Origin of the sequence: Cytobacillus sp. FSL K6-0129, assembly GCF_038007625.1 — a bacterium.
Taxonomy (GTDB): domain Bacteria; phylum Bacillota; class Bacilli; order Bacillales; family Cytobacillaceae; genus Cytobacillus; species Cytobacillus kochii.
This window is the reverse complement of sequence record NZ_JBBOXM010000001.1, coordinates 2,184,565-2,209,514: the sequence shown is the minus strand read 5'-3', so window position 1 is coordinate 2,209,514 and position 24,950 is coordinate 2,184,565. Positions and strand designations below refer to the sequence as shown.

The 24,950-nt window shown below is 37.2% G+C and carries 25 protein-coding genes and 1 riboswitch; of the genes, 20 read left to right on the top strand and 5 right to left on the bottom strand.

The window, feature by feature from the left end:
* Positions 1-3 precede the first annotated feature (3 nt).
* From MHI57_RS11010 to MHI57_RS10970, 9 genes are all read left to right on the top strand, one after another.
* On the top strand, positions 4-1,989 hold the full coding sequence (locus tag MHI57_RS11010) for an iron ABC transporter permease (RefSeq protein ID WP_340976360.1): 1,986 nt from the start codon (positions 4-6) through the stop codon (positions 1,987-1,989).
* Between the two features lie 323 nt (positions 1,990-2,312).
* Positions 2,313-3,158, top strand: a complete 846-nt coding sequence (locus MHI57_RS11005) for a DUF72 domain-containing protein (protein ID WP_095372005.1) — start codon at positions 2,313-2,315, stop codon at positions 3,156-3,158.
* A gap of 61 nt (positions 3,159-3,219) precedes the next feature.
* Positions 3,220-3,522 carry a YunC family protein gene (locus MHI57_RS11000; protein WP_340976357.1) on the top strand — a complete coding sequence of 101 codons (303 nt, stop codon included), beginning with the start codon at positions 3,220-3,222 and terminating at the stop codon, positions 3,520-3,522.
* Positions 3,523-3,646: 124 nt separating this feature from the next.
* A riboswitch (Lysine riboswitch) is annotated at positions 3,647-3,831 on the top strand.
* Positions 3,832-4,003: 172 nt separating this feature from the next.
* Positions 4,004-5,575 carry a Na+/H+ antiporter NhaC family protein gene (locus tag MHI57_RS10995; protein WP_095372007.1) on the top strand — a complete coding sequence of 524 codons (1,572 nt, stop codon included), beginning with the start codon at positions 4,004-4,006 and terminating at the stop codon, positions 5,573-5,575.
* 479 nt (positions 5,576-6,054) lie between these two features.
* Complete coding sequence (locus MHI57_RS10990; protein WP_340976356.1) at positions 6,055-7,242, top strand: ABC transporter substrate-binding protein; 1,188 nt, start codon at positions 6,055-6,057, stop codon at positions 7,240-7,242.
* Between the two features lie 241 nt (positions 7,243-7,483).
* The gene (locus MHI57_RS10985) at positions 7,484-8,359 is read left to right on the top strand and encodes a branched-chain amino acid ABC transporter permease (protein ID WP_095372008.1); all 876 of its coding nucleotides are present in this window, start codon (positions 7,484-7,486) and stop codon (positions 8,357-8,359) included.
* 5 nt (positions 8,360-8,364) lie between these two features.
* Positions 8,365-9,306 carry a branched-chain amino acid ABC transporter permease gene (locus MHI57_RS10980; RefSeq protein WP_340976354.1) on the top strand — a complete coding sequence of 314 codons (942 nt, stop codon included), beginning with the start codon at positions 8,365-8,367 and terminating at the stop codon, positions 9,304-9,306.
* A 1-nt stretch (position 9,307) separates the two neighbouring features.
* Positions 9,308-10,099: an ABC transporter ATP-binding protein gene (locus tag MHI57_RS10975; protein ID WP_095372010.1), complete on the top strand. Its 792-nt coding sequence runs from the start codon at positions 9,308-9,310 to the stop codon at positions 10,097-10,099.
* The gene (locus MHI57_RS10970; RefSeq protein WP_095372011.1) at positions 10,086-10,790 is read left to right on the top strand and encodes an ABC transporter ATP-binding protein; all 705 of its coding nucleotides are present in this window, start codon (positions 10,086-10,088) and stop codon (positions 10,788-10,790) included. Before MHI57_RS10975 ends, MHI57_RS10970 begins: the two co-directional genes overlap by 14 nt.
* A gap of 107 nt (positions 10,791-10,897) precedes the next feature.
* Here MHI57_RS10970 and MHI57_RS10965 read toward each other — a convergent pair whose 3' ends face one another.
* On the bottom strand, positions 10,898-11,830 hold the full coding sequence (locus tag MHI57_RS10965; RefSeq protein ID WP_095373608.1) for a M23 family metallopeptidase: 933 nt from the start codon (positions 11,828-11,830) through the stop codon (positions 10,898-10,900).
* Positions 11,831-12,081: 251 nt separating this feature from the next.
* Here MHI57_RS10965 and lipA point away from each other — a divergent pair, with 251 nt between their 5' ends.
* Complete coding sequence (gene lipA, locus MHI57_RS10960; protein WP_095372012.1) at positions 12,082-13,002, top strand: lipoyl synthase; 921 nt, start codon at positions 12,082-12,084, stop codon at positions 13,000-13,002.
* Between the two features lie 55 nt (positions 13,003-13,057).
* Here lipA and MHI57_RS10955 read toward each other — a convergent pair whose 3' ends face one another.
* Complete coding sequence (locus tag MHI57_RS10955; protein WP_095372013.1) at positions 13,058-13,642, bottom strand: YhcN/YlaJ family sporulation lipoprotein; 585 nt, start codon at positions 13,640-13,642, stop codon at positions 13,058-13,060.
* 158 nt (positions 13,643-13,800) lie between these two features.
* On the opposite strand from MHI57_RS10955, the gene MHI57_RS10950 reads away from it, so the two are divergent.
* Positions 13,801-14,076, top strand: a complete 276-nt coding sequence (locus MHI57_RS10950) for a YutD family protein (RefSeq protein WP_095372014.1) — start codon at positions 13,801-13,803, stop codon at positions 14,074-14,076.
* A gap of 44 nt (positions 14,077-14,120) precedes the next feature.
* On the opposite strand, the gene MHI57_RS10945 is transcribed toward MHI57_RS10950, so the two are convergent.
* Both MHI57_RS10945 and MHI57_RS10940 read right to left on the bottom strand, forming a co-directional pair.
* Entirely contained in the window at positions 14,121-14,378 is a 258-nt protein-coding gene (locus tag MHI57_RS10945; protein WP_251163570.1) for a hypothetical protein, read from the bottom strand.
* 92 nt (positions 14,379-14,470) lie between these two features.
* On the bottom strand, positions 14,471-14,737 hold the full coding sequence (locus MHI57_RS10940) for a DUF3055 domain-containing protein (RefSeq protein ID WP_095372016.1): 267 nt from the start codon (positions 14,735-14,737) through the stop codon (positions 14,471-14,473).
* 160 nt (positions 14,738-14,897) lie between these two features.
* Here MHI57_RS10940 and MHI57_RS10935 point away from each other — a divergent pair, with 160 nt between their 5' ends.
* A complete protein-coding gene (locus tag MHI57_RS10935) occupies positions 14,898-15,335 on the top strand; it encodes a DUF86 domain-containing protein (protein ID WP_095373609.1) in 438 nt (145 codons plus the stop codon).
* 11 nt (positions 15,336-15,346) lie between these two features.
* Positions 15,347-16,114 (top strand): TIGR01457 family HAD-type hydrolase, encoded by a 768-nt coding sequence (locus MHI57_RS10930; protein ID WP_340976348.1) that lies wholly within the window; start codon positions 15,347-15,349, stop codon positions 16,112-16,114.
* 214 nt (positions 16,115-16,328) lie between these two features.
* Here MHI57_RS10930 and MHI57_RS10925 read toward each other — a convergent pair whose 3' ends face one another.
* Positions 16,329-16,829 carry a phosphatidylglycerophosphatase A family protein gene (locus MHI57_RS10925; protein WP_095373610.1) on the bottom strand — a complete coding sequence of 167 codons (501 nt, stop codon included), beginning with the start codon at positions 16,827-16,829 and terminating at the stop codon, positions 16,329-16,331.
* 186 nt (positions 16,830-17,015) lie between these two features.
* On the opposite strand from MHI57_RS10925, the gene yutH reads away from it, so the two are divergent.
* The 7 genes from yutH to thrB all read left to right on the top strand — a co-directional run bounded on the left by yutH (position 17,016) and on the right by thrB (position 24,948).
* Positions 17,016-18,035: a spore coat putative kinase YutH gene (gene yutH, locus MHI57_RS10920; protein WP_307318367.1), complete on the top strand. Its 1,020-nt coding sequence runs from the start codon at positions 17,016-17,018 to the stop codon at positions 18,033-18,035.
* Positions 18,036-18,263: 228 nt separating this feature from the next.
* Positions 18,264-19,226 carry a 2-hydroxyacid dehydrogenase gene (locus MHI57_RS10915; RefSeq protein WP_095373611.1) on the top strand — a complete coding sequence of 321 codons (963 nt, stop codon included), beginning with the start codon at positions 18,264-18,266 and terminating at the stop codon, positions 19,224-19,226.
* 294 nt (positions 19,227-19,520) lie between these two features.
* Positions 19,521-20,090, top strand: coding sequence for a DeoR family transcriptional regulator (locus tag MHI57_RS10910; RefSeq protein WP_095372019.1), 570 nt, complete (start codon positions 19,521-19,523; stop codon positions 20,088-20,090).
* 30 nt (positions 20,091-20,120) lie between these two features.
* Entirely contained in the window at positions 20,121-21,452 is a 1,332-nt protein-coding gene (locus tag MHI57_RS10905; RefSeq protein ID WP_340976345.1) for a PepSY-associated TM helix domain-containing protein, read from the top strand.
* Positions 21,453-21,659: 207 nt separating this feature from the next.
* Positions 21,660-22,958 carry a homoserine dehydrogenase gene (locus tag MHI57_RS10900; protein ID WP_340976342.1) on the top strand — a complete coding sequence of 433 codons (1,299 nt, stop codon included), beginning with the start codon at positions 21,660-21,662 and terminating at the stop codon, positions 22,956-22,958.
* On the top strand, positions 22,955-24,019 hold the full coding sequence (thrC, locus tag MHI57_RS10895; protein WP_095372022.1) for a threonine synthase: 1,065 nt from the start codon (positions 22,955-22,957) through the stop codon (positions 24,017-24,019). The genes MHI57_RS10900 and thrC overlap by 4 nt, the downstream gene beginning before the upstream one ends.
* Positions 24,016-24,948, top strand: coding sequence for a homoserine kinase (gene thrB, locus MHI57_RS10890; RefSeq protein ID WP_095372023.1), 933 nt, complete (start codon positions 24,016-24,018; stop codon positions 24,946-24,948). Before thrC ends, thrB begins: the two co-directional genes overlap by 4 nt.
* Positions 24,949-24,950: the final 2 nt, after the last annotated feature.

The window sequence follows — 24,950 nt, the reverse complement described above, 5'->3', positions numbered from 1 at the left end:
GTTATGAGAGTTAAACCCTTTCTATTATTTGCGGTATGTGTGCTCTTGTTTATTATTCTTGGTCTCATCCACTTGAGCCAAGGACAAGCTTCAACAGGCTTACTCAGCTTTTGGATGGAAGTATGGGATAATGAGCAGGAACTGAATTTTCTCCTTTATAGTAGAATGCCGAGGTTTTTAATTGGTTGTTTAGTTGGAGCTGCACTTGCCGTAGCAGGGATGTTATTACAAACAATGACAAGAAACCCACTCGCAAGTGCAAGTACACTAGGTATTCATGCAGGAGCATTTTTCTTTGTTGTTCTTTTTTCCATTTTCTTTCCTTCTATAAAGGGTGCCTTTCCATTTTTGGTGACGATGCTTGGAGGAATCATAGCAGCTTTAATTGTTAGTTTTTTAGTAGGTAGAGCATTGGATCCTATTAGAATCGCATTAACTGGATTGATAGTAACAATGTTGTTTTCTTCATTTACTAGTGCCCTGCAGCTTTTATATGAAAATGAAGTGTCCGGGTTATTTTTATGGGGAGCGGGAACATTGTTACAGCTTGATTGGAGTGGCGTTCAATTTGCTTTGCCATGGGTTCTCTTCACTCTTCTTTTTGCCTTTATAATAGGTCATCGTTTTGACGCTTTACTGTTGGGGGAAGATGTAGCTGTAGGATTAGGACAAAATGTGATGATAAGTAAATTAATAGGTTGGGGCATTGCAATTATATTAGCTGCTGTCTCTGTTACAGTAGTAGGCCCAATTGGCTTTGTTGGTATTATGGCTCCACATATTGTTCGTTTAATGGGATTTAGAAAGCATCGATCCATGCTAATAGGAAATATAGTGGTCGGTGCAGGCTTACTCATATGTGCTGACATCTTTGTTCGTATGATATCTAGTATGTCTGAGTTACCTGTAGGAGCAATGACGGCCATTATAGGAGCACCTTGGTTAGTCTATTTAGCCTTAAAGATAAGTAGGAAAACGAGAACTGCTGGAGGAGCATTAGAGGGGAAAGTGCGAATTAAGCATGTTAAAAGATTTTATGTCCTCATATCTCTCGCCGTTCTTGGATTAGTAGGGTTTAGCCTTTCGTTTGGGGGAACAAGTTTCACTAGTCTTTTAGAATTGCCAAGAGAATTGATGTATAATACCTTCGTTTGGGATTTTCGCTTGCCTCGAGTGGTTGTCAGCTTCGGAATTGGTATGATGATGGCGGCTAGCGGTTTAATGATGCAGACTGTTTTACGAAACCCACTTGCTGACGCTTCTGTTTTAGGTGTGACTTCAGGTGCAAGTGTAGTGGCGATGTTGGTTCTCATTGTTTTTCCACAAGCCCCCTTTGTCCTTATTCCAATTGGTGCATTAATTGGTGCACTTATCACAATGGGAATTGTATTGTTTATTAGTGCGCGGAGCGGTTATCAACCGATGATTCTATTATTAATGGGTGTTGCTGTATCCGCGGTAGGTTCTGCTATTATACAGGTTTTATTAGTACGTGCGAACCTTCATGCATCACAAGCTTTAACATGGCTTGCTGGTAGCACCTATGGGACAAGCTGGAGTGATCTAGTAATTGTGATGATAACATCGTTACTACTATTTCCGGTTATTCTCTATATGGCCAATACATTCGAGATCTTATCATTGAGTGATGAACTATCCATTGGTTTAGGTGTGAAAACAAGTAAAATGCGTATGTTTATGATTATACTAGCTGTTATGTTGTCAAGCATCAGTGTATCAGTGGTTGGGGCAATTGGGTTTATCGGTTTACTAGCTCCACATATTGCTAGACAACTGGTCGGTCCGAAGCTACTACAATTACTGCCATTAACCATAGTAATTGGCGGGATTTTACTTATTTCAGCTGATTTTCTTGGAAGAGTCGTTTTAGCTCCGAAAGAAATACCTGCTGGAATAATTGTTTCTTTAATTGGTGCACCATACTTACTTTATTTATTGAAAAAAACGAACAAAATCAAAGCGAGTTAACCTGTTTAATAAAAAATAATCTGAACAATGGTTCGGGTTATTTTTTTTTCTTTTTAACTCATAGTAAAAAACGAATATTTGATTTATACCATTTCCATAAGTTACTTTTTCTATATGCTTTTCCTTATTACTGTGTAAGGGTTCCTTTTTCGATACCGATGAACAATCACAAAATAAGAAAATGGGCCAATGAAATGTTCTAAGAATCTTCTTTTCTGTTTTGACTGATTCTTTTTCACTTATTTCATTGCCCTTCTTGTTTATGGTTATATCCTTTAGGTAAAATAATCAGTATGAAGATTATTGGTAGATGAGGTGATGGAATGATTAGGATTGGTTTAACTGGATGGGGAGATCATGACAGCCTATATACGGAGCGTATATCTAACCGAGATAAACTATTAGAATATGGCGCTCATTTTCCAACAGTTGAGGTAGACGCTTCCTTTTATGCCGTACAGCCAGAAAGGAACGGGGAAAAGTGGGTGAGGGAAACGCCTGCTTCATTTAAATTTGTTGTGAAAGCTTATCAGGGGATGACGGGGCATCAAAGGGGGGAGATTCCTTTTGAGACAAAGGAAGAAATGTTTGCTGCTTTTAAAGCGTCGCTTGCCCCTTATATAAGAGAAAATAAGTTAGCGATGGTCCTATTTCAATTTCCACCGTGGTTTAATTGTAAAAAGGAAAACGTGCAATATTTACGCTGGTGTAAACAGCAAATGGGAGAAATACCATGTGCTGTTGAATTTCGTCATCAGTCTTGGTATCAAGATGCGTTTATAGAAGGTACTTTAAATTTTATCAAGGAAGAGAAATGGATACATACCGTTTGTGATGAACCACAAGCAGGGGAGGGGTCTGTTCCAATTGTGATGCATACTTGCGGTAATCCAATTGTACTAGTCCGCTTGCACGGTCGTAATGTTCATGGATGGCAAAATAAAAAACAACCAAATTGGCGTGAAGTTCGCTATCTATACCGTTATAATCACCAGGAATTATTGGAGTGGGCAGAGCGATTAAAGCAATTACAAAAAGAGGCGAAGGAGGTCTATGTACTATTTAATAATAATTCTGGTGGTGACGCAGCGGATAATGCGAAGGAAATTCTAGAAATATTAGGAATTGAATATGAGGGATTAGCTCCAAAACAACTCGGTTTATTTTAACTAATGAGTACACCGAATCTCTACCTATAACATAAATTGTTAAAGGGAAGGGGGGACGGTCATGGTTGAATTAAAGCCTGTTATTTTGGATGGTCATACGTTTATGACTGTATCCGTTGAGCTGCCAAAAACTAATTTGTTAGTCGTATCAAATGATAAAGGATATATCATGTGTGGTGCATTAGACGTTGCGTTATTAAATGAAAAATTAAAAGATCGCCATGTCATTGCTGGTAGAGCAGTAGGGGTAAAAACGATTCAACAGCTAATAGATGCACCACTTGAATCAGTCACTTTTGCTGCAGAGGAATTAGGCATTAAAAATGGGATGATCGGTAGAGAAGCGCTATTAAGAATGGTATAGGTTATAGTATCCTACTATATCTTAAAAATAATAAATTTATGAATATTTTAGGTTTTGATAGAGTTTTGCATAAATAATTATATTTTGATATAATGTATAACAATTGAATAATGCCTTATCAATCCGATGGGGTAGAGGCGCAAATCATCATTAGTAATCAATGTGAGGATGACAACAGTGAACTTTGATAAAAGGGAGATTTGCCGAAGCAAATAGGTACGTCAATATTTATTTGTTGGGGTTGCTCTTAATAGGAGTAACACTGTCATTATGGAGGTATATTAACCATAATGGGGAGCTACAGTCGTGATGGAGAATAACGTTACTTCTTGAAGGGTAATGATAGAATCTCTATCGTTACTCTTTTTTTATTATCAATTAAGGATCAAAGAAAAGTGGAGGATACCTTTCTCTGATCGTTAATTGATATGAGACGCATTCGTTCATGTCTATAGCTCCTATACTAATAGGAGGTCTTTTTATGACAGGTACATTTATTTCTGTGCTGCCACCTTTGGTAGCGATGCTTTTGGTTATACTAACAAAAAGGGTGATTCTCTCCCTTGGTTTAGGGGCGTTAACAGCAGCTATCATAATTGGAGGATATCAACCGCTAGATACGCTACAAATATTTTTCTCGTCGTTTATAGCACTTTTTATAACAGATGAAGGGTTAAATACTTGGAATATATTCATTCTATTATTCTTACTTATTCTTGGTAGCATTACTGCATTTATTTCACTATCGGGTGGTAGTCGTGCCTTTGGTGAATGGGCAATGAAGCGTGTGAAAACGAGAGTGGGTGCACAGTTATTAACCGTAGTTTTAGGTATGATTTTGTTTATAGATGATTATTTTAATGCGCTAACAGTTGGACAGGTATCTCGACCTGTTACCGATCGACAAAAAGTATCACGTGTAAAGCTTGCTTATTTAATTGATTCAACATCCGCACCTTTATGTGTTATTTCGCCTATATCAAGTTGGGGAGCATCAATTATCGCCTTAATTGGCTCGATTTTAGTGTCTCATAAAATAACTGATTATAGTGCTTTCTCTGCTTTCATGCAAATCATTCCGTTAAATTTTTATGTGTGGGCGGCAATCATAATGGTGTTTATCATTGTTGTTGGGCAAATTGACTTTGGTCCGATGAAGAAACATGAGAAACAAGCTATTGAACAAGGAATTCTATTTGATAAGAAGAAACAGTTGAAAGACGAAGTTCAAGAAGAATTACCTATTAGTACGAAAGGGACTGTTGGTCATCTTGTTTGGCCAATCATTGTTTTATTTATTGGAACAGTGAGTATGATGGCTTGGACAGGCATTAATGGTGCAGAGGGGAATGTGTCGTTAGTATCCTTATTAGAAAACACAGATGTGGCCTTATCATTAATTGTCGGAGGATTATTGAGTTTAGCTGTTGCTTACGTACAATTTGCTCAAGTATTAAAGAAAGATGATAAACTAACGAGTAATTTTTATTTGAAAGCTACATGGGTTGGGATGAAATCTATGTTTGGATCAGTATTGATCTTAATTTTTGCCTGGTTACTCGGAGATTTGATTAGTCAACTAGGTACAGGGGAGTACTTGGCTAGCGTTATTAATCAATCGAATCTGAGTCATGATTTTATCCCTGTTATCCTATTTATTATTGCGGCACTTATGGCATTTAGTACAGGTACATCTTGGGGATCATTTGGCATTCTTCTTCCAATAGCTGGTGATATTGCTGTAGCTACAGATATATCCTTGCTGATTCCTGCAATGGCAGCTGTACTTGGAGGTGCAGTATTCGGAGATCATGCTTCACCGATTTCTGATACTTCTATTTTATCCGCCACAGGTGCAGGGAGTAATTTGATTGACCATGTCATTACACAGTTTCCTTATGCCTTTACAGCAGCTGTTGCTGCGGCCATCTCTTATATCATTTTGGGTGTAAGTGGAAGTGTAATCATTGCATTAGCTGCTTTGATTGTTATGATGGCGGGGATTTTCCTTGTTGTTAAAATGTTCGGTACAAAAACCGAGAAGATGATATAATAATTCTTTTGAACAATATAGGAAGGAGGAATGAACTCGTCGGTTCATTCCTCTTTTTCTATCCTACAAGTCTAAAATCACTACATAAGCAAAGTTATTTTACTTTATATAAAAGTAGCTAGTTATTTTTAATTGCTAATTATTAACAATTAACTGAACTACATTATACCTATCTACTATTAATTATTTTATGAATATAATGATAGAGTTTTACAAACAAAACATAGTAAAGAGAAACCCTTTAACGCTCTAAACTATTAATAGATTTCTAAATATTAATATTATTCACAAAGATTGTTTTGACAGATGAATAAAATGATACTATACTATTTTTAGATTTATAGCAATTATCAGAAAAATATTACATTTTGGTTATTTTAGTCTACTTTTTTTGTGTGGTATCTTTTCTTGTGGGGTTTATATGGGGGATTTGAACCATGCTCTTAGTTGTTGGAATAATCAAAAAAAGGGGGATCATTATGTTATTTAAAAAGAGAATGACCGCTGTTCTTTTAGCTTCTACCATAGGAGCTGCAGGTTTCCTTGCTGGCTGTGGTAGTGATAGTGCAGGTGGTGGTGAGTCTGGTGATACTGTCAAGATAGGTGCCAACCTAGAACTTTCTGGTGCAGTTGCCTCATATGGTGAAGGAATTGCTGAAGGAATCGAATTGGCTGTGGATGAAATTAATAAAGATGGTGGAATCGACGGTAAAGAGATAGAAATTGTAAAAGTAGATAATAAATCGGATGCAGCAGAAGCAACCAATGCAGCTATTAAATTAACGGAAAATGATGATGTCGTAGCTATTATTGGGTCTGCTACAAGTGGAAATACAGTTGCTCAAGCACAAGTGGCTAATAATTCAGAGACGGTATTGCTTTCTCCTTCAGGTACGAGTCCGAATGTAACAGTGAATGATGATGGAAGCTTAAATGATTTTGTATTCCGTACATCGTTTATTGATCCTTTCCAAGGAACAGTGGCAGCTAATTTTGCTGCCAATGAATTAGGAGTTAAAAATGTAGCTATCTATGCTGATAATGCAAGTGATTACGCAAAAGGTTTAGCAGCTTCCTTTAAAGAAACTTTCGAAGCAGCAGGTGGGAAAATAGTTGCCGAAGAATCTTATGTGGCGAAGGATACTGATTTCAGGTCCACACTTACAAGAATTAAATCAGCTAAACCCGAATTTATTTTTATCCCTGGTTATTATGAAGAAGTAGGACTTATTGTCAAACAAGGACGTGAAATGGGTATTGACGTACCGCTAATGGGTGCTGACGGTTGGGATTCACCAAAGCTAGTTGAATTAGCCGGAGGGGATTCCTTAAATAACACATTTATAACAAACCATTATTCTTCGGGTGATCCAGACGAGACAATTCAATCCTTTGTAACAAAGTTTGGTGAAAAATATAATGGCTCATCCCCGGATGCTTTTAATGCATTAGGTTATGACTCTGTATATATGTTGAAAGATGCCATGGAGCGTGCTGAAAGTACAAGTGATGCGAAGAAAATCAAAGATGCCTTATCTGAGACGAAAGATTTAACTCTTGTAACGGGTATCATTTCAGTTGATGAAGATCATAACCCAATTAAATCAGCTACTGTATTGGAATATAAGGATGGGGAGCAAGTCTTCAAAACGAAAGTAAATCCTTAAAATGAGGCTGTATTAAAATGGGAGGAGCGATTGGGCCTTCCATTTTTTTTATCAGATATGAAAGGGTAATTCCTGTTGTGATAGCTAATAATCTCATAGTCCAAGATTGCTCAGGGGCAATAGTTTTTTGAAATTAGCGTGTCAAAAATTACCTTATGAGGAGATATTCAGCATAGCGTTTTCGCTAGCTGTCACTCTCTATCTGAAGCTATTCGGGTTATTTGAAGAGGAGTGGGGATTCATGGATTGGATTCAACAGTTAGTAAATGGGATATCGTTAGGAAGTATTTATGCACTGATTGCTTTAGGCTATACAATGGTTTATGGAATTATCAAATTGATCAACTTTGCCCATGGTGAAGTATTTATGATTGGGGCGTTTGTTGGTTTTTACGCGATTGCTGGTTGGGGGTTAGGATTCTTTCCTGCCTTAATTATTGCAATGGCTGTCTGTGCAGGGATGGGTATGTTAATTGAGCGAGTAGCATATCGAAGGTTGAGAGGTTCTACGCGAATTGCTGCCCTCATTACAGCGATAGGGATTTCTTTATTTATACAGTACTTATTTATTTACTTTAGAGGTGCACAACCAGAAGCTTATCCTGAAGTCATTAGCAATCAAACCTTTAATATTTTGGGTGCACAAATCAGTAGTCAATCACTTATGATTTTAGGCACTTCGATTGTGCTAATGATTGTTCTACAATTTATTGTTCATAAAACCAAAATCGGTAAAGCAATGCGGGCTGTGTCACATGATATGGATGCTGCAAGGTTGATGGGGATTAATGTAAACACAACCATTTCCGCCACATTTGCTATTGGCTCTTCCTTGGCCGGGGCAGCAGGTGTTTTCTTTGGTGTGTATTATACAAAAATAGAACCGTTAATGGGCGTGATTCCAGGATTAAAGGCTTTTGTTGCAGCTGTACTAGGTGGCATCGGTATTATTCCTGGAGCGATGGTTGGTGGCCTTGTGTTAGGCGTAGTTGAAACGGTTGTTAGTGGCCTTGGTTACTCTTTATGGAGAGACGCGGCAGCATTTGTCATTCTCATTTTAATCCTTTTATTCAAGCCATCAGGTATCTTTGGTAAAAATGCAAGAGAGAAGGTGTAAAAAGGATGAATACGAAGAAGATCAAAGGTTTCTGGTTGTTTGTTATTCTCTCCATTATTGTTTATTTTGCAGTTCAGATGGCTGCAAATACTGGAATGATTAATAATTATCATGTGAATACACTTGTTTATATTTGTATTAATATTATATTGGCCGTCAGTTTACATTTAGTTATTGGCATTACAGGACAATTTTCAATCGGACATGCTGGTTTTTTAGCTGTTGGGGCTTACATTTCAGCAATTGTAACGATGAAACTTTCACTCCCATTTCCTATTGCACTTATTATTGGTGGGATTGTTGCCGCTTTAACTGGCTTAATTGTTGGGATACCTTCTTTAAGGTTACGTGGTGATTATTTAGCGATTGCAACATTAGGATTTGCAGAGATTATCCGCATCATTTTCTTAAATATTGATGCAGTAGGTGGAGCAGCAGGTATGCAGATCACAAAGATGACAACTTGGACTTCAGCCTTCATCTGCTTATTTATTACCGTATTAGTGATTGTGAATTTTACAAATTCAAGGCATGGTCGCGCATGTATATCGATTAGAGAAAATGAAATCGCTGCCGATGCGATGGGTATTAATACGACCTATTATAAAGTAGCGGCATTTGCCATTGGGTCTTTTTTCGCAGGAATCGCAGGGGGGTTATATGCTCATAATTTTTATATTATTCAACCCGTTCAATTTGGTTTTTTGAAATCATTTGATATCCTCATTTTCGTCGTATTAGGGGGATTAGGCAGTCTATCTGGGGCGGTTATCTCGGCTATTTTGTTAACGATTATCTCCACATTTTTACAAAGTTATCCTGAAACACGAATGATAATCTATAGTGCCGTGCTCATTCTAGTTATGCTTTACCGTCCGCAAGGTTTATTGGGGACAAAGGAAATTACGGACCTCTTTAAACGTAAAAGCGTGAAAGGAGGAAGCTAAAATGGAGAATCAACCATTATTAAAAGTCAATCAAGCTGGTATTTCTTTTGGCGGTTTAAAAGCTGTTTCAGGATTCGATTTGGAAATTCACCAAGGGGAACTGATCGGTTTGATTGGTCCAAACGGAGCAGGGAAAACGACCAGCTTCAACCTATTAACTGGTGTCTACGTGCCGACTGAAGGAGATATTTTCTTAGAAGGTGTACGTTTAAACGGACTCCCTCCCTATCAGGTGACAAGGAAAGGAATCAGTAGGACGTTTCAAAATATTCGTTTATTCAATGATCTTTCTGTGTTAGATAATGTAAAAGTAGCGAATCATTCGCGTGCGAAACATTCGATGTTAAGCTCGATTCTCCGGTTGCCTTCTCATTTTAACGGAGAAAAAGAAATGGAAGACAAATCAATAGAACTATTACGTATTTTTCAGCTCGAACATGTGAAGGATGAATTAGCTAAAAACTTGCCATATGGACAACAAAGGCGATTAGAAATCGCAAGAGCATTAGCGGCTGGACCAAAGCTTTTGCTGTTAGATGAGCCGGCTGCCGGTATGAACCCACAAGAAACACATGACCTTATGGAGCTCATTCGCTTTATTAGAGAGAAGTTTGATTTAACGATACTCTTAATTGAACACGATATGAATTTAGTTATGGGGATATGTGAAAGAATTTATGTGCTTGACCATGGGCAATTAATTGCTGAAGGGTTGCCAGAAGAAATTAGAAGTAACCCAAAAGTAATCGAGGCTTATCTCGGAGAGGAGGTTTCTTCGGATGCTCAAGGTTGATGGAATAGATGTTTACTATGGGAATATTCATGCATTAAAGGGCGTCTCGTTAGAGGTATTAGAAGGAGAGATTGTCACTTTAATTGGTGCAAACGGAGCAGGGAAAAGCACGCTATTAAAAACGTTATCAGGATTATTAAAGCCGAAGCAAGGCGTGATTCAATATGAGAATCAATCGATTGTTGGTAAACAAGCACAAACGATTGTAAAGGCTGGGATATCGCATGTACCAGAGGGAAGACGCGTGTTCTCGAATATGACTGTAGAAGAAAATTTAGAACTAGGCGCTTTTGTGAGAAAAGATAAAGAAGTACAAAAAGATATCCAGAAAGTCTATGAACTTTTCCCGCGATTATTCGAAAGAAAAGGACAGCTTTCCGGAACTTTATCAGGCGGAGAACAACAAATGTTAGCGATGGGCAGAGCCATTATGGCTAGACCTAAGTTGCTTTTGTTAGATGAACCATCCATGGGCCTTGCCCCTATTATGGTTAAGACCATCTTCAGTATTATAGAAGAAATTAATGAAACAAATGGAACAACGATTTTACTTGTTGAACAAAATGCGCATATGGCCCTCTCTATTGCGAAAAGAGGGTATGTCCTTGAAACTGGAAAAGTGGTGCTCACCGGATCAGCAAAAGATTTACAAGAAAGTGATGAAATCCGTATGGCTTATTTGGGCGGATAAAAAGAACCGTTAACAAAATATTGGGTAATGGATCATTGCTCAAGCGAAATTCAAAAAACGAGGAGTTAGATGCCGCTTCTAACAAGAAGGCGCCATCTCTTCCTCGTTTACTTTGCTCTTTCTTGTCTTTCCCAAAGGTTTAAATGAGGATATGGGTCGTACGACCATTCAGTATAGCCATTATCCTTATACATACCATAATGGAGGTGGGGAGGGAATTTTCCCGAAGTCCCTTTTGGTCCATAGCCAGAACTACCGACACCACCAATGACTTTTCCAGGTTCAACAATTTGACCAACTTTTAAATCATCAGAAAATCCACTTAGGTGAGCGTAATAGTGATAGTTATTGTTGATATCGCGAATACCAATTCGCCAACCACCATATTTATTCCAGCCTTTCATTTCGACAATACCATAACTGGTAGCTCTAACTGGTAAGCCGTAATCAGCAAAAATATCTGTTCCTTCATGTATTCTTCTACCACCCCAACCTCTTGCACTTCCCCATGTACTTCGATAGCTATAATGAGTACCAATTGGGACAGGAAAAACATGTTCATCTAAATTAAGTCTCCCATAGTTTTGATAAAGCTTTGCTTTTCCCATAATAATTCTGACCGATTTATCACGTTTATAATAGTTCCAAATACCAATTTTAATGTTCTCATAATCCGTACCATAACGAAGTAGAAAGTTAGCAAATGCGTACAATACATCGTCATCACTATCTAAACTTGCTTTTCCGTCACCATCACCATCAAAGCCAATACCATTAAAAAACTCTATCGTCTTTGGGTCTTCGTCATTTATGTTTGGGTTTGTGAAACCAACCCATTCCTCCGGTTTAAAGTAAATGCCAGTAATCCCTTCAGCTTTAGGTAAGTCTCTTCTTGATTGTCTTACATTTCTTTCATATTGATCGATGGCAGCAAGATAATACCAAGGAATGGTCGTGACTGTTTCAATTCTTTCATAAAGCGCCATTCTTTTTGCGTAAATATCATCTATTTCGGAGGCTACTGCCGTTTCTGGTTGCATTAAGGATAAGACCGTTGTTAAGGTGATAAGTAATGTGAAAACTCGCACCAATAAACCTCCCTTCTCTTCTAATTACTGTTATAGTTTGTGATAAAATAGAAAAACGATAAATATAAAATATTGGAAGGTTTTTGATGAACGAGGTTGTTCTATCTACTTCCATGTGTTAAAGTTGCTTCTGTAAGACTCTCTAGATAAAAATGATGATAAAAAAAGCGTCTTTTTGAAATTCTGGGATGGAGTGAAGAAGAATGACGACTAAGAAAGATGAACATTTACGTAAGCCGGATTGGTTAAAAATAAAGTTAAACACTAATAAAAACTACACCGGATTAAAGAAAATGATGAGAGAAAAGAATCTTCATACTGTATGCGAAGAGGCAAAATGCCCAAATATTCATGAATGTTGGGCGGTAAGAAGGACAGCAACATTTATGATCTTAGGTTCTGTTTGTACAAGAGCCTGTCGTTTTTGTGCGGTCAAAACAGGGCTACCAACTGAGCTAGATTGGGAAGAACCGGAACGCGTAGCTGATTCAGTTGCTTTAATGAATTTAAAACATGCAGTTATTACAGTGGTTGCGCGAGATGATTTAAAAGATGGTGGATCAGCTATTTTAGCGGAAACGATTCGTGCCATTAGAAGAAAAAGTCCATTTACAACTGTAGAGGTTTTACCTTCTGATATGGGCGGGGTATATGATAATCTTAAAACAGTAATGGATGCAAAACCAGATATCTTAAACCATAATATTGAAACAGTAGAAAGACTGACGCCAAGAGTAAGAGCGCGTGCTACATATAAACGATCACTTGAATTTTTACAACGTTCTAAAGAAATGCAACCTGAAATTCCAACCAAATCAAGTTTAATGGTTGGGTTAGGGGAAACAAAAGAAGAAATCATTCAAACGATGGATGATTTGCGAGCACATGACGTAGATATTATGACGATTGGTCAATATCTACAACCATCTAAAAAACATATAAAAGTTGTAAAATATTATCACCCAGATGAGTTTAATGAATTAAGGGAAATTGCAATGTCCAAAGGGTTTAGCCATTGTGAAGCAGGTCCAATGGTTCGTTCTTCCTATCATGCAGATGAACAAGTAAATGCAGCAGCTAAGCAAAGACAACAAATGGGTGAAGTAGACGCGAAAGAAGCGTAAACACAAGAAAGGGGATTAGCTAAAGGAGCTAATCCTCTTTTGATATTTCACAGCGTTACTTATTTGACATCTTTTCAGACTTGTTAATATCGGCTTTTTTCATTTGACTCGTTAATTGATCAATACCATAATGTGTGTGCTCACTATCTGCATCCATCGTAGAATAACTTTCTATTTCTTTGCGGAGATTGGTATTGTCAGTGGTATAAATATCAAACCATCCGGGAACAACTGATTCTGCCATTTTTTGTACTTGTGTAGCAGTTGATTCACGATTATCTGAATCCGTATTGTAAACAATTAACACTTCATTGTCAGTCACTAATGTAGATACATCATCCACATTAGGAAGTTCAGTACAATATTTTCCGATAATATCAGCCACTTTTTCACGATTAATGGCAGCATAATGTTCATTGGATACCTTTTCTCCATAAATAGGACTTTTTTGATGACGAACGTATCCGAAATCTTCACTATTTTGCTGACTAGTATTGTAAATATCTGTTCGCTGATCATTCACATTAACCGTATTGCCACTTTCGGGATAAATATCTCCTTTAGCGGAATGATCGGCTGCTTGACATCCAGTGAGAGCAACCATACTGGATATCCCGATGAACATTATCATTTTTTTCATCAGAAACACCCCCTTAACAATATCTTTTCCGATTCTTTCGTTTTTTTCCTTAGTAATTGATGGTGAATCAGTTATAATTTAAAATAGGACTATTGTACATAAACGTTAACTTTCTTTATAATTTAATTAGTGAGCCAATGAAAAAGAGGTGAGATCAATTGGTTTGTATACAAAACGCTTGTTATGAAGTAATTGAAGATATTAGAGACGGATTTAATGAAGAAGCTTTTCGGGGTCGATATAGTGAAATATTAAATCGTTATGATTATATTGTAGGTGACTGGGGATACGGCCAACTAAGACTAAGAGGTTTTTTTGACGATCAGAATCAAAAAGCGACGTATGATACGAAAATTAGCACTTTGACAGAGTATTTATACGAATATTGTAATTTTGGTTGTCCTTATTTCGTTGTAAAAAGAGTGAAGCAATAGAAAAAGCTGAACGAATTATTCGTCCAGCTTTTTTTCTGTTAAAATTACTCATCTGAAGCTTCTGAATGGGGATCGTGTGCTCCAGGCATTTCTCTAGGAATGTCAGCATGAAGTTCCCGATTTTCATAAACAAATGCACTAGATTGGTGTTGACCTTCTTCCCACTCTGAACTTTTATTCTCAACAGGTGTATGCTTCCCTCTTGGTGCACCATACGGGCCCTCAGGTAAATCTTCCACTGCGAGGTTTTCCTTTTGTGATTCAACATTGTCAAAATCCGAGTAATTCTTTTTTTGATCCATTGATATCACTCCTAATAATATGAGAAAAAATGAGAGCCTTGCTACGCTCCCATTTATACTATTTGCAGGAGCAATCAATATTATCCAATCGGTTAAATGACCTCATATAAAAAGGCTCTTAACTCTTCTGCATCTTCGCTCTCCAATTGAAAAGCATGTTCTAAATAACCCTCTTCTTCAAGGTCATCGGTACCAATAATAGCAAAACGACTTCCTTGAATATCAAGAACAAGTTGTTTTCCATAATACCGATCTGAACGAACAAGCGCTAAATCAAAGCGTTGATTTTCACCCATAAAACTAACAAAGCGTGTTTTTGTATCTTCTAAATCATCATATAAAAAGAATCTTTCGGTCATTTAACGTATAGACCCCTTTCTAACTATCCATGCTACATTTATCATAACAAAATCTTAGCAGACAGGAAATTGATTTTATACTCACATAAGGGAGAACTTTCTTCATTGTTATGAATGAGATACAATAGATAGGAAGTATGGGATGAGAAAGGTGAGGGACATGTATTTTGTTGATCGAGAAAAAATTGAGGAAATCCTCGTTTATTTGGAAAAACAACTATCACTATTAGGGAAACATACAGCACTTCATTCGGATATAGAGAAACTTGCGCTTGAAAGACTGAGCCATATGGTTATTGAGGCGGTCTTAGATGTAGGTAATGCAATGATTGATGGCTTTATTATGAGAGACCCAGGTAGTTATGAAGATATTATTGATATTCTGGAAGATGAAAAAGTCATTGACCATGAAATGGCTATCAGCTATAAAAAGGTTATTGCTTACCGTAAGCCATTAGTGCAAAGTTATACAGGCATTCAACATGATGAATTAAACAAGAGCTTCCAATTAGAATTAGCTCAATTAAAAAAATTCCCTACAGCTGTTAGAGACTATTTAATGAAAGAACTTGGTCCTGTATCAGCTTTTAGAAATTAGGGGGAAAGTAAATGACAAAATATAAAGGTTATTTAATTGATTTAGATGGGACGATGTACAAAGGAAAACAATTAATTCATGAAGCCGTTTCCTTTATTCAAGGGTTAAAAGAAAGAGGCATTCCCTACCTTTTTGTCACAAACAATTCATCTAGAACACCGAAACAAGTTGCTGAAAAACTTCAAAATTTTGGCATTGAGGCTACTGAAGATAAAGTATTTACAACTAGTATGGCAACGGCGAATTATATTTTTCAAAGAAGTCCCGAAACGTCTATATTTGTGATCGGAGAAGAAGGGATTAGACAGGCATTAGAAGAAAAGGGCTTTCACTTTGCAGGTGAGCACGCCGATTATGTTGTTTCAGGAATCGATCGTGACATCAACTACGAGAAACTTGCAACGGCTTGTTTGGCTGTAAGAAATGGAGCTACCTTTATCTCTACAAACGGTGATATAGCCATTCCAACTGAAAGAGGACTTTTACCTGGAAATGGGTCATTAACCTCAGTCATTAGTGTATCGACGCAAACTATTCCAACTTTTATTGGCAAGCCAGAAGCGATTATTATGGAGCAAGCGTTAAAAGTATTAGGCACAGATAAAGCTCATACATTGATGGTTGGAGATAACTATGATACAGATATCAAGGCAGGAATGAATGCTGGTTTAGACACATTATTGGTTCATACAGGCGTAACAACGAAGGAACTTTTAAAAGGCTACGACAAGCAACCAACCTTTGTTGTGGATACACTAAATCAGTGGGAATACTTATAAGAAATGAAGAACAGCATTACGAAAGATGTACTTGCTGTTTTTTATATTGTTGGAATAGATGTTGACTGCGAAGACGATTATAGACAGTCATGCGAGTGAACATGAACGCTTTTTATAACAACAAATTTATCTAAAACTCTGCAGTAATATAAAGGCGAGTAAAATAAAAATAGCAGGCTCACTATAAAGTGATGTCCTACTATTTTTCTTCTATCTATTCCACATGATGCGCACGGTGGGCAAGGCGACTAGAAGCCGCAGCAGCAATGGCACCAACAATATCATCTAAAAAAGTATGGCATCTTTCAGAGTTTTTATCATTTAATGGACCTAAGATACCGGGTTTTAATTTATCTACATAACCAAAATTGGTCATTCCGATTGAACCATACACATTTACAATTGATAGCGCTAAAACTTCGTCAACACCATATAATCCTTCATCTGTTTCAATAATGGATTGCAGTGGTTCCATTAATTTCTTTTCTTCTGCAAGCATATCTAATTGGATACCGGTGAGAATGGCGTTTTGCACTTCACGTTTGGATAATACTCTTTCTACATTGTCGATACATGTTTCTATTTTCAAGTTTTGATGATATTTCTCTTGAAGAAAATACACTAACTCAGCAATATCAACAATCTCTACTCCTCGTTCTTTGAGCCATTTTCTTGCTGTTTTCTCTGTTAAAGTAATTGCTTTTTCTTCACTCATGAGTTCACCTTTTTCTATAATTTTATTCGCTTTATGCTGCTCTTTACTAATATATGATAGTAATGATAGCTTGCGAACTTTCAAACCATCATATCCCCTAAAAATAAATCAACAAGTTTTAGCTATTTTTTCATATATTTGAATAAAATGCATCTATTTAGCTTGATTAAAAGGGGGTTATGACGAATGTTAAGACGTTTACTCAAGGAAAAATATAATATTCAGGCGGAAGAAGAGTTTCGATTTGATCATTATAATGCTTGTAAATCACAAAATGAAGTGTATATATTAGTCCCTGCGAATCATTTAAAAGAAGAGGCGCTAACTGAACTGGATCAAATTGCAGAGCATTTAAGAATGAGTGGGGATAAGAATATTGCTGGATTTAAAAAAACAACAGAAGGAAAGCCTTATACTGAGTGGGAGGAAGCGAGATATGCAGTTTTAAGTAATCAACGTTTACAGCCAAGAAAAGAAGGACATTTCGGCAGGAAGTTGGCAAAATTCCACTTTCGAGGGAGAACGGTTAATTTTGCAGTGGAACAAACAAGTCGAATCGGTCAATGGAAAACACTGTGGGAAACAAGACTCGATCAAATGGAAAAGGTATGGAATGATATGGTATTTCAATTTGATGGAGAAAGTGAATTTGACCGCCTATTTTTAGAATCATTTCCTTATTACATGGGAATGGCTGAAAATGCGATTCAATATATTGTTGATACGGAATTTGATGATGAACCGATGATGACTGATACTGGCACTGTCTGCCATGAGAGATTTTCTAATCGTACATGGGGAGAACAATATTATGTGAAAAACCCTTTTGATTGGGTATTTGACCATGCCACAAGAGATTTAGCCGAATGGACGAGAGAGAAGTACTTCAAGAATATAAAAACCTATCAACCAGATGTAAGAAAGTTTGTTGAAGAATATGAATCGATCAGTCCATTGTCAAGTTTTTCATGGCGTTTATATTATGCGAGAATGATGTTCCCACTTCATTATTTTGAATGCGTCGAAAGCTATTACGGTGCACAAACAGAACAAGAACGAAATATTCTGAAGGAAAAATTAGAAAAGTATTTGCACCAATCGCCAGAATATGAACAATTCATATCGCGTTTTTTTGAAATCGTAAACCATCAGGAAGTATCTAAACAATGGTATATTCCTATGCCTGAATGGTTGGTATCGAAATAAAATATATTTATTTCCACTTCATCAGTCAACAAAGTTGGAAAGTGTGGAGAAATCTGAAATAAGCACATCATTCCCAATTAAGATGAGTCTTCACCTTAAGCTAAAGAGCAATCATTCTATAAGCACGAGCCTAATTCAAGCTGGATCGTGCTTTCTTACCAAGCGAAATTACTTCCACCAAATGAAAAATTTGCCTATAATGAAAAGAAAATGGGAAGTGGTGAGAGAATGGGTAAGAAATTGTTTATTACAAGGAAACTTCCAAATGAGGTCATTGAGCCATTACAAGCAAAATACGATGTTGAGATGTGGGACAAGGAGGATGTAGTAATCCCTCGTCATGTGTTGCTCGAAAAGGTGAAAGATGCAGAAGGCTTAATGACAATGTTATCAGAAAAAGTAGATGAGGAATTATTTCAACATGCCCCGAAATTAAAGGTTGTGGCCAATATGGCAGTTGGTTATGACAACATAGATATACAAGCGGCAGAGCGCGCGAATGTAATAATCACTAATACACCTGATGTCCTGACAGAATCAACGGCTGATCTGACCTTTTCATTATTATTAGCTACGGCAAGGAGAATGATTGAAGCGGCAGAATATGTGAAAAATAATCAGTGGAAAAGCTGGAGTCCACTGCTATTAGCTGGACATGACGTCCATAGAAAAACCATTGGAATTGTTGGAATGGGGAGTATTGGTGAGGTTGTTGCTAAACGTGCAAAAGGATTTGATATGCATATCCTTTATTATAATCGTTCGAGGAAAAAGAGAGCGGAAGAAGAACTTCATGCTCAGTATGTTTCATTTGAAGAACTTGTCAGTCAATCTGATTTTATCGTCTGTTTAACGCCTTTAACAACTGAAACAAAAAATCTTTTTACAAAAGAAGTCTTTCAGCAAATGAAACCTTCAGCTATTTTTGTGAATGCCTCACGTGGACCAGTAGTCAATGAAGATGATCTCTACTCTGCCTTAGTAGAGGGTGAAATTGCCGGAGCTGGATTAGATGTGTTCTCAGAAGAACCAATCTCAGGAGAGCATCCTCTATTGCAATTAAAACAAGTAGTCGCATTACCTCATATTGGAAGTGCAACAACTGAAACAAGATATAAAATGATGGAATTATGCGTACAGAACATTGACCGAGTATTTTCAGATGGGACTCCACTTACACCAGTAAAATAATAAACCATCTTTGTAAATTAAACGAGTAGGTTAAAACCCGTGGGCGTTATAGCACACGGGTTTTTGACATTTCATTTATCTTTATGCTCCTAAAAAATAATCCACAAGTACATTTCTTTTTCATCATGGTGTTTTTTGAAATGTGAAAAAAAACCAATATATATGAAGAGAGTGTGTATAGATAGCAAACCTTTTAGTAATTGTTTAGAGTAACTAATGAAAATATGTGATTTTATGTTATTATTCGTTATGAATTCACTTTTACTAACATAAATATTTTTGAGGAGGGATTTCATGTTGCCAATTGAAAGAAGAGAAAAAATGATAGATTGGCTAGAGAAAGAAGGATCATTAAAAGTTTCGACAATTAGTAAGAGACTAGGCGTATCAGAAATGACAGTTTATCGAGATATAAAACCATTATTGAAACAGGATAAAATCATTAAAACATCTAACGGGATTGCACTCATTCCAAGAAATATAACGAAAGAGAACCAATGTACTTATTGTTTGAAACCATTGCAAGCAAGATTATCAGTGCAAATCATCAGAGAGAATGATGTGATTGAGCAAACATGTTGTCCTCATTGTGGATTATTACGTTATGAAGATATTAAGGAAGATGTGACACAAATTATTTGTAGAGACTTCTTAAAAGATACGACGATGAGCGCAAAAGCAGCATTGTATTTAATTAATGCTGACCTTGATTTAAATTGCTGCCACCCTCAAGTGATTTGTTTCAATTCTTATAAACATGCCAAACAATTCCAACAAGGGTTTGGCGGAGAAATCTTACCGTTTGAAGAAGCGATAAAAGAAATTGTGAAGCAAATGTCTGGTGGCTGTTGTCATTCGAACTAATTTTATGATTATAGAGTAGGAGCATACAAGATGAAAAAGGGATTTTATAATCGTTTTTGGAGATGGCATTTTTTTGCGGGGATTTTTATTGCTCCCTTACTTATTACATTAACTCTTTCAGGAATTGGTTATTTGTTTTTTCCAGAAGTCGAAAATCAATTATATGATGATTTATTCTTTGGAGATAGTGAAAGCAATGAACAATTAACGATAGAAGAAGGAATTGAGAAAGTTGAAAAAGACTTTCATGGGTTTGCTGTTACAAAGATTAGTATCATTGAGGAGCCATATAATACTCGTTTAACTTTAACAGATGAGGCTGGGGAGCAAAAGTATGTTTTCCTTGATGAACAAAACCAAATTGTTGGGAGTCAGAATGCAGCCAATACATACTCAAATGTGATGCGTAGCATACATAGCTCCCTATTTGTAGGAGGAACACCGGTCAATTATTTAGTTGAACTAGCGGCCTGTTGGGCCATCTTTCTACTAATCAGTGGGTTGTATATGACTTTTAAAGGGAAGATCTTAACGAGAAAAGCAAATGGTTCTAAGAACTTTCGTAATAAAAAATTACATGCACTTATAGGTGTAATCATTACCATTCCAATGGTAGTTATTATTTTCACGGGCTTACCGTGGTCTGCGGTTATGGGGAATATAATCTATACAACTGCCAGTAATAATGCACCTGAACTGGAATTAAATCCACCAACATCTGATATTAATGAGATCCCGTGGGCGACAAGGCAAGAGGAAACCCCAGCATCTGATGATCCTCATGCCCATCATCACGGAGGATCCTCTCAGAGTGAACATAATGAGTTTATGATTTCAGTAGGGCAATTAATAGATGAAGTGGAAAGTGAAAATATTAGTAAACCTTATTCTATTGTTTATCCTTCTGCTGATGACGGTGTTTATATCGTTTCTAAAGGAAGCAATTCCGGTGTGACGGGTTTGGATGTGAGTCCGTCAGAAGAAATGACTACTTACTTTGACCAATATTCCGGTGAATACATCGCCGCTGTTAATTATGAGGATTATAATCTTTTGCAAAAATGGTTTACATGGGGGATTCCATTACATGAAGGTCATTTATTTGGCTGGCCAAATAAGGTTTTAAACTTAGTAGTTTGTCTTGCTTTTCTTTTTGTTATTTTTTGGGGTTTTAAAACATGGCTTTCGCGGAAGAAAAAAGACAAGTTTTCTGCACCACCGAAAAATTTTAAAGGACTATCCATTGGTTTTATAGTGTTAATGGTCCTTTTAGGTATACTGATGCCTTTATTTGGTATATCCCTCATTATCGTGGCACTTATTGAATGTATAGTTATTTTTGTGAAAAAAAATAAAGAATAAGCAGGATGAAGACATTTTCAGTTTTTATGAAAATGTCTTTTTTTATTTTCAAGAGTCGGATTCTATAAATTTTTATAAGATAAAGCGTTAATAGAAAAATAGAAAAAACTACGTTCTCCTATTGTCAAAGACAAGAAACAGGTCTATAATGTCTACTATACAAATACAAATGTACTTTCTATAAGAACAATCTAAGGGGGAACGGAAATGGAAGCAATCTCGATCGGTTTATTAGGTTTGGGCACAGTAGGTTCAGGTGTAGTAAAAATCATTGAAAGAAACCAGGATAAGCTTATGCATCAAATTGGATGCCCGGTAAAGGTGAGTAAAATTCTGGTGAGAGAGTTAGATAAAGAGCGAGAGGTAGAAATAAACCCAGAGCTACTTACAGCGAACCCTGATGATATCTTAAAGAACGATAATATAGATGTAGTCATCGAAGTGATGGGTGGACTGGAGAAAACGAAGGATTATCTCCAAGAAGCAATCAATCACCATAAGCATATTGTGACAGCTAATAAGGATTTAATGGCGGTTTATGGGCCGGAATTATTACAATCTGCTTCGGAAAATCAATGTGACTTATTTTATGAAGCAAGTGTAGCTGGTGGTATTCCTATTTTAAGAGGGCTAGTAGATGGTTTAGCATCTGACCGCATTACGAAAATGATGGGCATTGTTAACGGCACGACAAACTTTATTTTGACAAAAATGAGTAAAGAGGGCAGTGCTTACGAAGAGGTTCTAAAAGAGGCACAAGCACTTGGTTATGCAGAAAGTGACCCTACTGCTGATGTAGAAGGGTTAGATGCAGCTAGAAAAATGGCCATTCTATCAACATTAGGCTTCTCTATGAATATTGATTTAGATGATGTGAAGGTTAACGGGATTACGGAAATCACGGAAGAAGATTTACAATATGCGAAGCAACTCGGCTATTCAATGAAATTAATTGGGATCGCTCACCGAGAAGGCGAAAAAGTAGAAGTGAGTGTACAACCGACGATGTTAGCAGAAACCCATCCACTTGCGGGTGTACAGGATGAATATAACGCCGTATATGTGTATGGTGAGGCAGTGGGTGAAACAATGTTTTATGGTCCAGGAGCGGGAAGCTTACCTACAGCAACAGCTGTTGTTTCAGACTTGGTTGCAGTCATGAAGAATATGAGATTAGGAGTTAATGGAAGAAGTGCGGCAGTTCCACAGTTTGAGAAGAAATTAAAAGACGATAATGAAATTCTCGCCAAATACTTCCTGCGCTTACATGTAAGTGATGAAGTCGGTGTTTTCGCTAATATCACAAATATCTTCTCGCAAAGAGGTGTGAGTTTCGAGAAGATTCTACAAGTACCTGTCAAAGAGAAAGAACTAGCTGAAATTGTAGTGGTTACACACCAAGCATCGTTAGAAGACTATGAAAATATTATGCTTCATTTAAGAGACTTAGAGGCAGTAAAAGAGATTAAAAGTTCGTATCGTGTAGAAGGAGGAGCCAAACGATGAGATGGGAAGGCTTATTACAATCATATAAAGATTTTTTACCAATAACTGAAAATACTCCGATGCTAACACTAAATGAAGGCAACACTCCTTTAATTCGGTTAGATAACCTTTCAAGAGATTGGGGCATTGATTTATATGTGAAAACAGAAGGAGCAAACCCAACAGGTTCATTTAAAGACCGCGGTATGGTTATGGCTGTAGCTAAAGCGAAAGAAGCTGGAAGTGAAGCAATTATTTGTGCATCTACAGGTAATACTTCAGCAGCGGCAGCAGCCTATGCAGCGAGATCTGGTCTAAGATGTATTGTCGTGATTCCTGAAGGAAAAATCGCTATGGGAAAATTAGCACAGGCAGTCATGTACGGGGCAGAAGTGGTTTCAATTGAAGGGAATTTTGATCAAGCTTTATCAATGGTTAGAAAAATTAGTGAAACAGAAGCTGTTACATTGGTAAACTCTGTAAACCCTTATCGTCTTGAGGGGCAAAAAACAGCAGCATTTGAAATTTGTGATCAGTTAGGTGGGAAGGCGCCAGATATTCTCTCCTTACCAGTTGGAAACGCGGGCAATATTAGCGCTTACTGGAAAGGGTTTAAAGAATATCATCAAGCTAAACAAACAGGCCTACCAAAAATGCATGGATTTGAAGCAGAGGGTGCAGCAGCTATTGTTCATAATCGTGTTTTTGAAAACCCTGAAACAGTTGCTACAGCTATCCGTATCGGTAATCCAGCAAGCTGGGATTTAGCTGTGAATGCAGCGAAAGAATCGCAAGGGAAAATTGATGAAGTCAGTGACGAAGAGATTCTTTGTATGTATAGAAAATTAGCTTCATCAGAGGGGATTTTCGCTGAACCGGCATCATGTGCCTCTCTTGCAGGAGTATATAAGCAATTACGTAATGGAGAAATTAAGCATCAAACAAAAGTAGTAGCAGTTTTAACTGGAAATGGATTGAAAGATCCGAATACGGCGATTGATGCGAGTCCCGTTCAACCTGTGAAATTGCCAAATGATGAGCAAGCTGTGGCAGCGCATATAAAGGGAGTTGTCCACGTATGATGGCAGGTGAAATGCTAGTCATTGAAGTACCTGCTAGTACAGCAAATTTAGGGCCAGGCTTTGATTCCATTGGTTTGGCTCTCAATTTGTATTTGCGACTTGAGGTAACAACCCATGATCAATGGGAAGTCATTCCTCTTTCGGAAGGATTGATGACGTTTCCAACAGATGAGCGGAATTACATTATTCAAGTGGCTATGCAAACAGCAAAGAAATACAATCAGGAATGCCCACCTTGTCGATTAACGGTGAGCAGTGATATCCCCATTGCTAGAGGGTTAGGTTCAAGTGCGGCAGCGATTGTTGCTGGAATCGAACTTGCTGATACATTATGTGATTTACGATTAACAAAACAACAAAAGCTCGAATGGGCAACTGAAATAGAAGGACATCCCGATAATGTCGGTGCTTCCCTGCTTGGAGGATTGCTAATCGGTAGTCAAACAGATGATGGTGTAGACGCTTTATCACTATACCACCTTCAAGTTGATTTTGTCGTTTGTATCCCAACATCTGAATTATTAACGAAGAAATCGCGCCAAGTATTGCCAACGGAACTTTCTTATAAACAGGCTGTTCACGCAGGGGCAATTGGCAATGTATTTATTGCTTCACTTATTAGTGGGGATTATGAACAAGCGGGTAAAATGATGATGAAAGATCTTTATCATCAACCTTATCGTAAAGAAATTGTACCAGAGCTTGAAGGAGTAGAAAAAGTTGCAATGGCGAATGGTGCACTTGGTGTAGCACTAAGTGGCGCAGGACCGACTATATTATGCTTAGCTCGTGATGGGGAAGGACAAAAACTGGCAACGCTCTTGAGTGCAGGTTTACATGGAATGAAAGTAGTTCCATTGCAAATGGATTTAATCGGTAGTCGTATTTATAAAGAAAATAGTTCAAAAATAAAAAGCGATGTCATGTGACA

Excerpts from the sequence above, each read along its gene's own strand:
- MHI57_RS11010 (WP_340976360.1), top strand. The coding sequence starts at position 4 with ATGAGAGTTAAACCCTTTCTATTATTTGCGGTATGTGTGCTCTTGTTT.
- MHI57_RS11005 (WP_095372005.1), top strand. The coding sequence starts at position 2,313 with ATGATTAGGATTGGTTTAACTGGATGGGGAGATCATGACAGCCTATAT.
- MHI57_RS11000 (WP_340976357.1), top strand. The coding sequence starts at position 3,220 with ATGGTTGAATTAAAGCCTGTTATTTTGGATGGTCATACGTTTATGACT.
- MHI57_RS10995 (WP_095372007.1), top strand. The coding sequence starts at position 4,004 with ATGACAGGTACATTTATTTCTGTGCTGCCACCTTTGGTAGCGATGCTT.
- MHI57_RS10990 (WP_340976356.1), top strand. The coding sequence starts at position 6,055 with ATGTTATTTAAAAAGAGAATGACCGCTGTTCTTTTAGCTTCTACCATA.
- MHI57_RS10985 (WP_095372008.1), top strand. The coding sequence starts at position 7,484 with ATGGATTGGATTCAACAGTTAGTAAATGGGATATCGTTAGGAAGTATT.
- MHI57_RS10980 (WP_340976354.1), top strand. The coding sequence starts at position 8,365 with ATGAATACGAAGAAGATCAAAGGTTTCTGGTTGTTTGTTATTCTCTCC.
- MHI57_RS10975 (WP_095372010.1), top strand. The coding sequence starts at position 9,308 with ATGGAGAATCAACCATTATTAAAAGTCAATCAAGCTGGTATTTCTTTT.
- MHI57_RS10970 (WP_095372011.1), top strand. The coding sequence starts at position 10,086 with ATGCTCAAGGTTGATGGAATAGATGTTTACTATGGGAATATTCATGCA.
- MHI57_RS10965 (WP_095373608.1), bottom strand. The coding sequence starts at position 11,830 with ATGCAACCAGAAACGGCAGTAGCCTCCGAAATAGATGATATTTACGCA.
- lipA (WP_095372012.1), top strand. The coding sequence starts at position 12,082 with ATGACGACTAAGAAAGATGAACATTTACGTAAGCCGGATTGGTTAAAA.
- MHI57_RS10955 (WP_095372013.1), bottom strand. The coding sequence starts at position 13,642 with ATGAAAAAAATGATAATGTTCATCGGGATATCCAGTATGGTTGCTCTC.
- MHI57_RS10945 (WP_251163570.1), bottom strand. The coding sequence starts at position 14,378 with ATGGATCAAAAAAAGAATTACTCGGATTTTGACAATGTTGAATCACAA.
- MHI57_RS10940 (WP_095372016.1), bottom strand. The coding sequence starts at position 14,737 with ATGACCGAAAGATTCTTTTTATATGATGATTTAGAAGATACAAAAACA.
- MHI57_RS10935 (WP_095373609.1), top strand. The coding sequence starts at position 14,898 with ATGTATTTTGTTGATCGAGAAAAAATTGAGGAAATCCTCGTTTATTTG.
- MHI57_RS10930 (WP_340976348.1), top strand. The coding sequence starts at position 15,347 with ATGACAAAATATAAAGGTTATTTAATTGATTTAGATGGGACGATGTAC.
- MHI57_RS10925 (WP_095373610.1), bottom strand. The coding sequence starts at position 16,829 with ATGAGTGAAGAAAAAGCAATTACTTTAACAGAGAAAACAGCAAGAAAA.
- yutH (WP_307318367.1), top strand. The coding sequence starts at position 17,016 with ATGTTAAGACGTTTACTCAAGGAAAAATATAATATTCAGGCGGAAGAA.
- MHI57_RS10915 (WP_095373611.1), top strand. The coding sequence starts at position 18,264 with ATGGGTAAGAAATTGTTTATTACAAGGAAACTTCCAAATGAGGTCATT.
- MHI57_RS10910 (WP_095372019.1), top strand. The coding sequence starts at position 19,521 with ATGTTGCCAATTGAAAGAAGAGAAAAAATGATAGATTGGCTAGAGAAA.
- MHI57_RS10905 (WP_340976345.1), top strand. The coding sequence starts at position 20,121 with ATGAAAAAGGGATTTTATAATCGTTTTTGGAGATGGCATTTTTTTGCG.
- MHI57_RS10900 (WP_340976342.1), top strand. The coding sequence starts at position 21,660 with ATGGAAGCAATCTCGATCGGTTTATTAGGTTTGGGCACAGTAGGTTCA.
- thrC (WP_095372022.1), top strand. The coding sequence starts at position 22,955 with ATGAGATGGGAAGGCTTATTACAATCATATAAAGATTTTTTACCAATA.
- thrB (WP_095372023.1), top strand. The coding sequence starts at position 24,016 with ATGATGGCAGGTGAAATGCTAGTCATTGAAGTACCTGCTAGTACAGCA.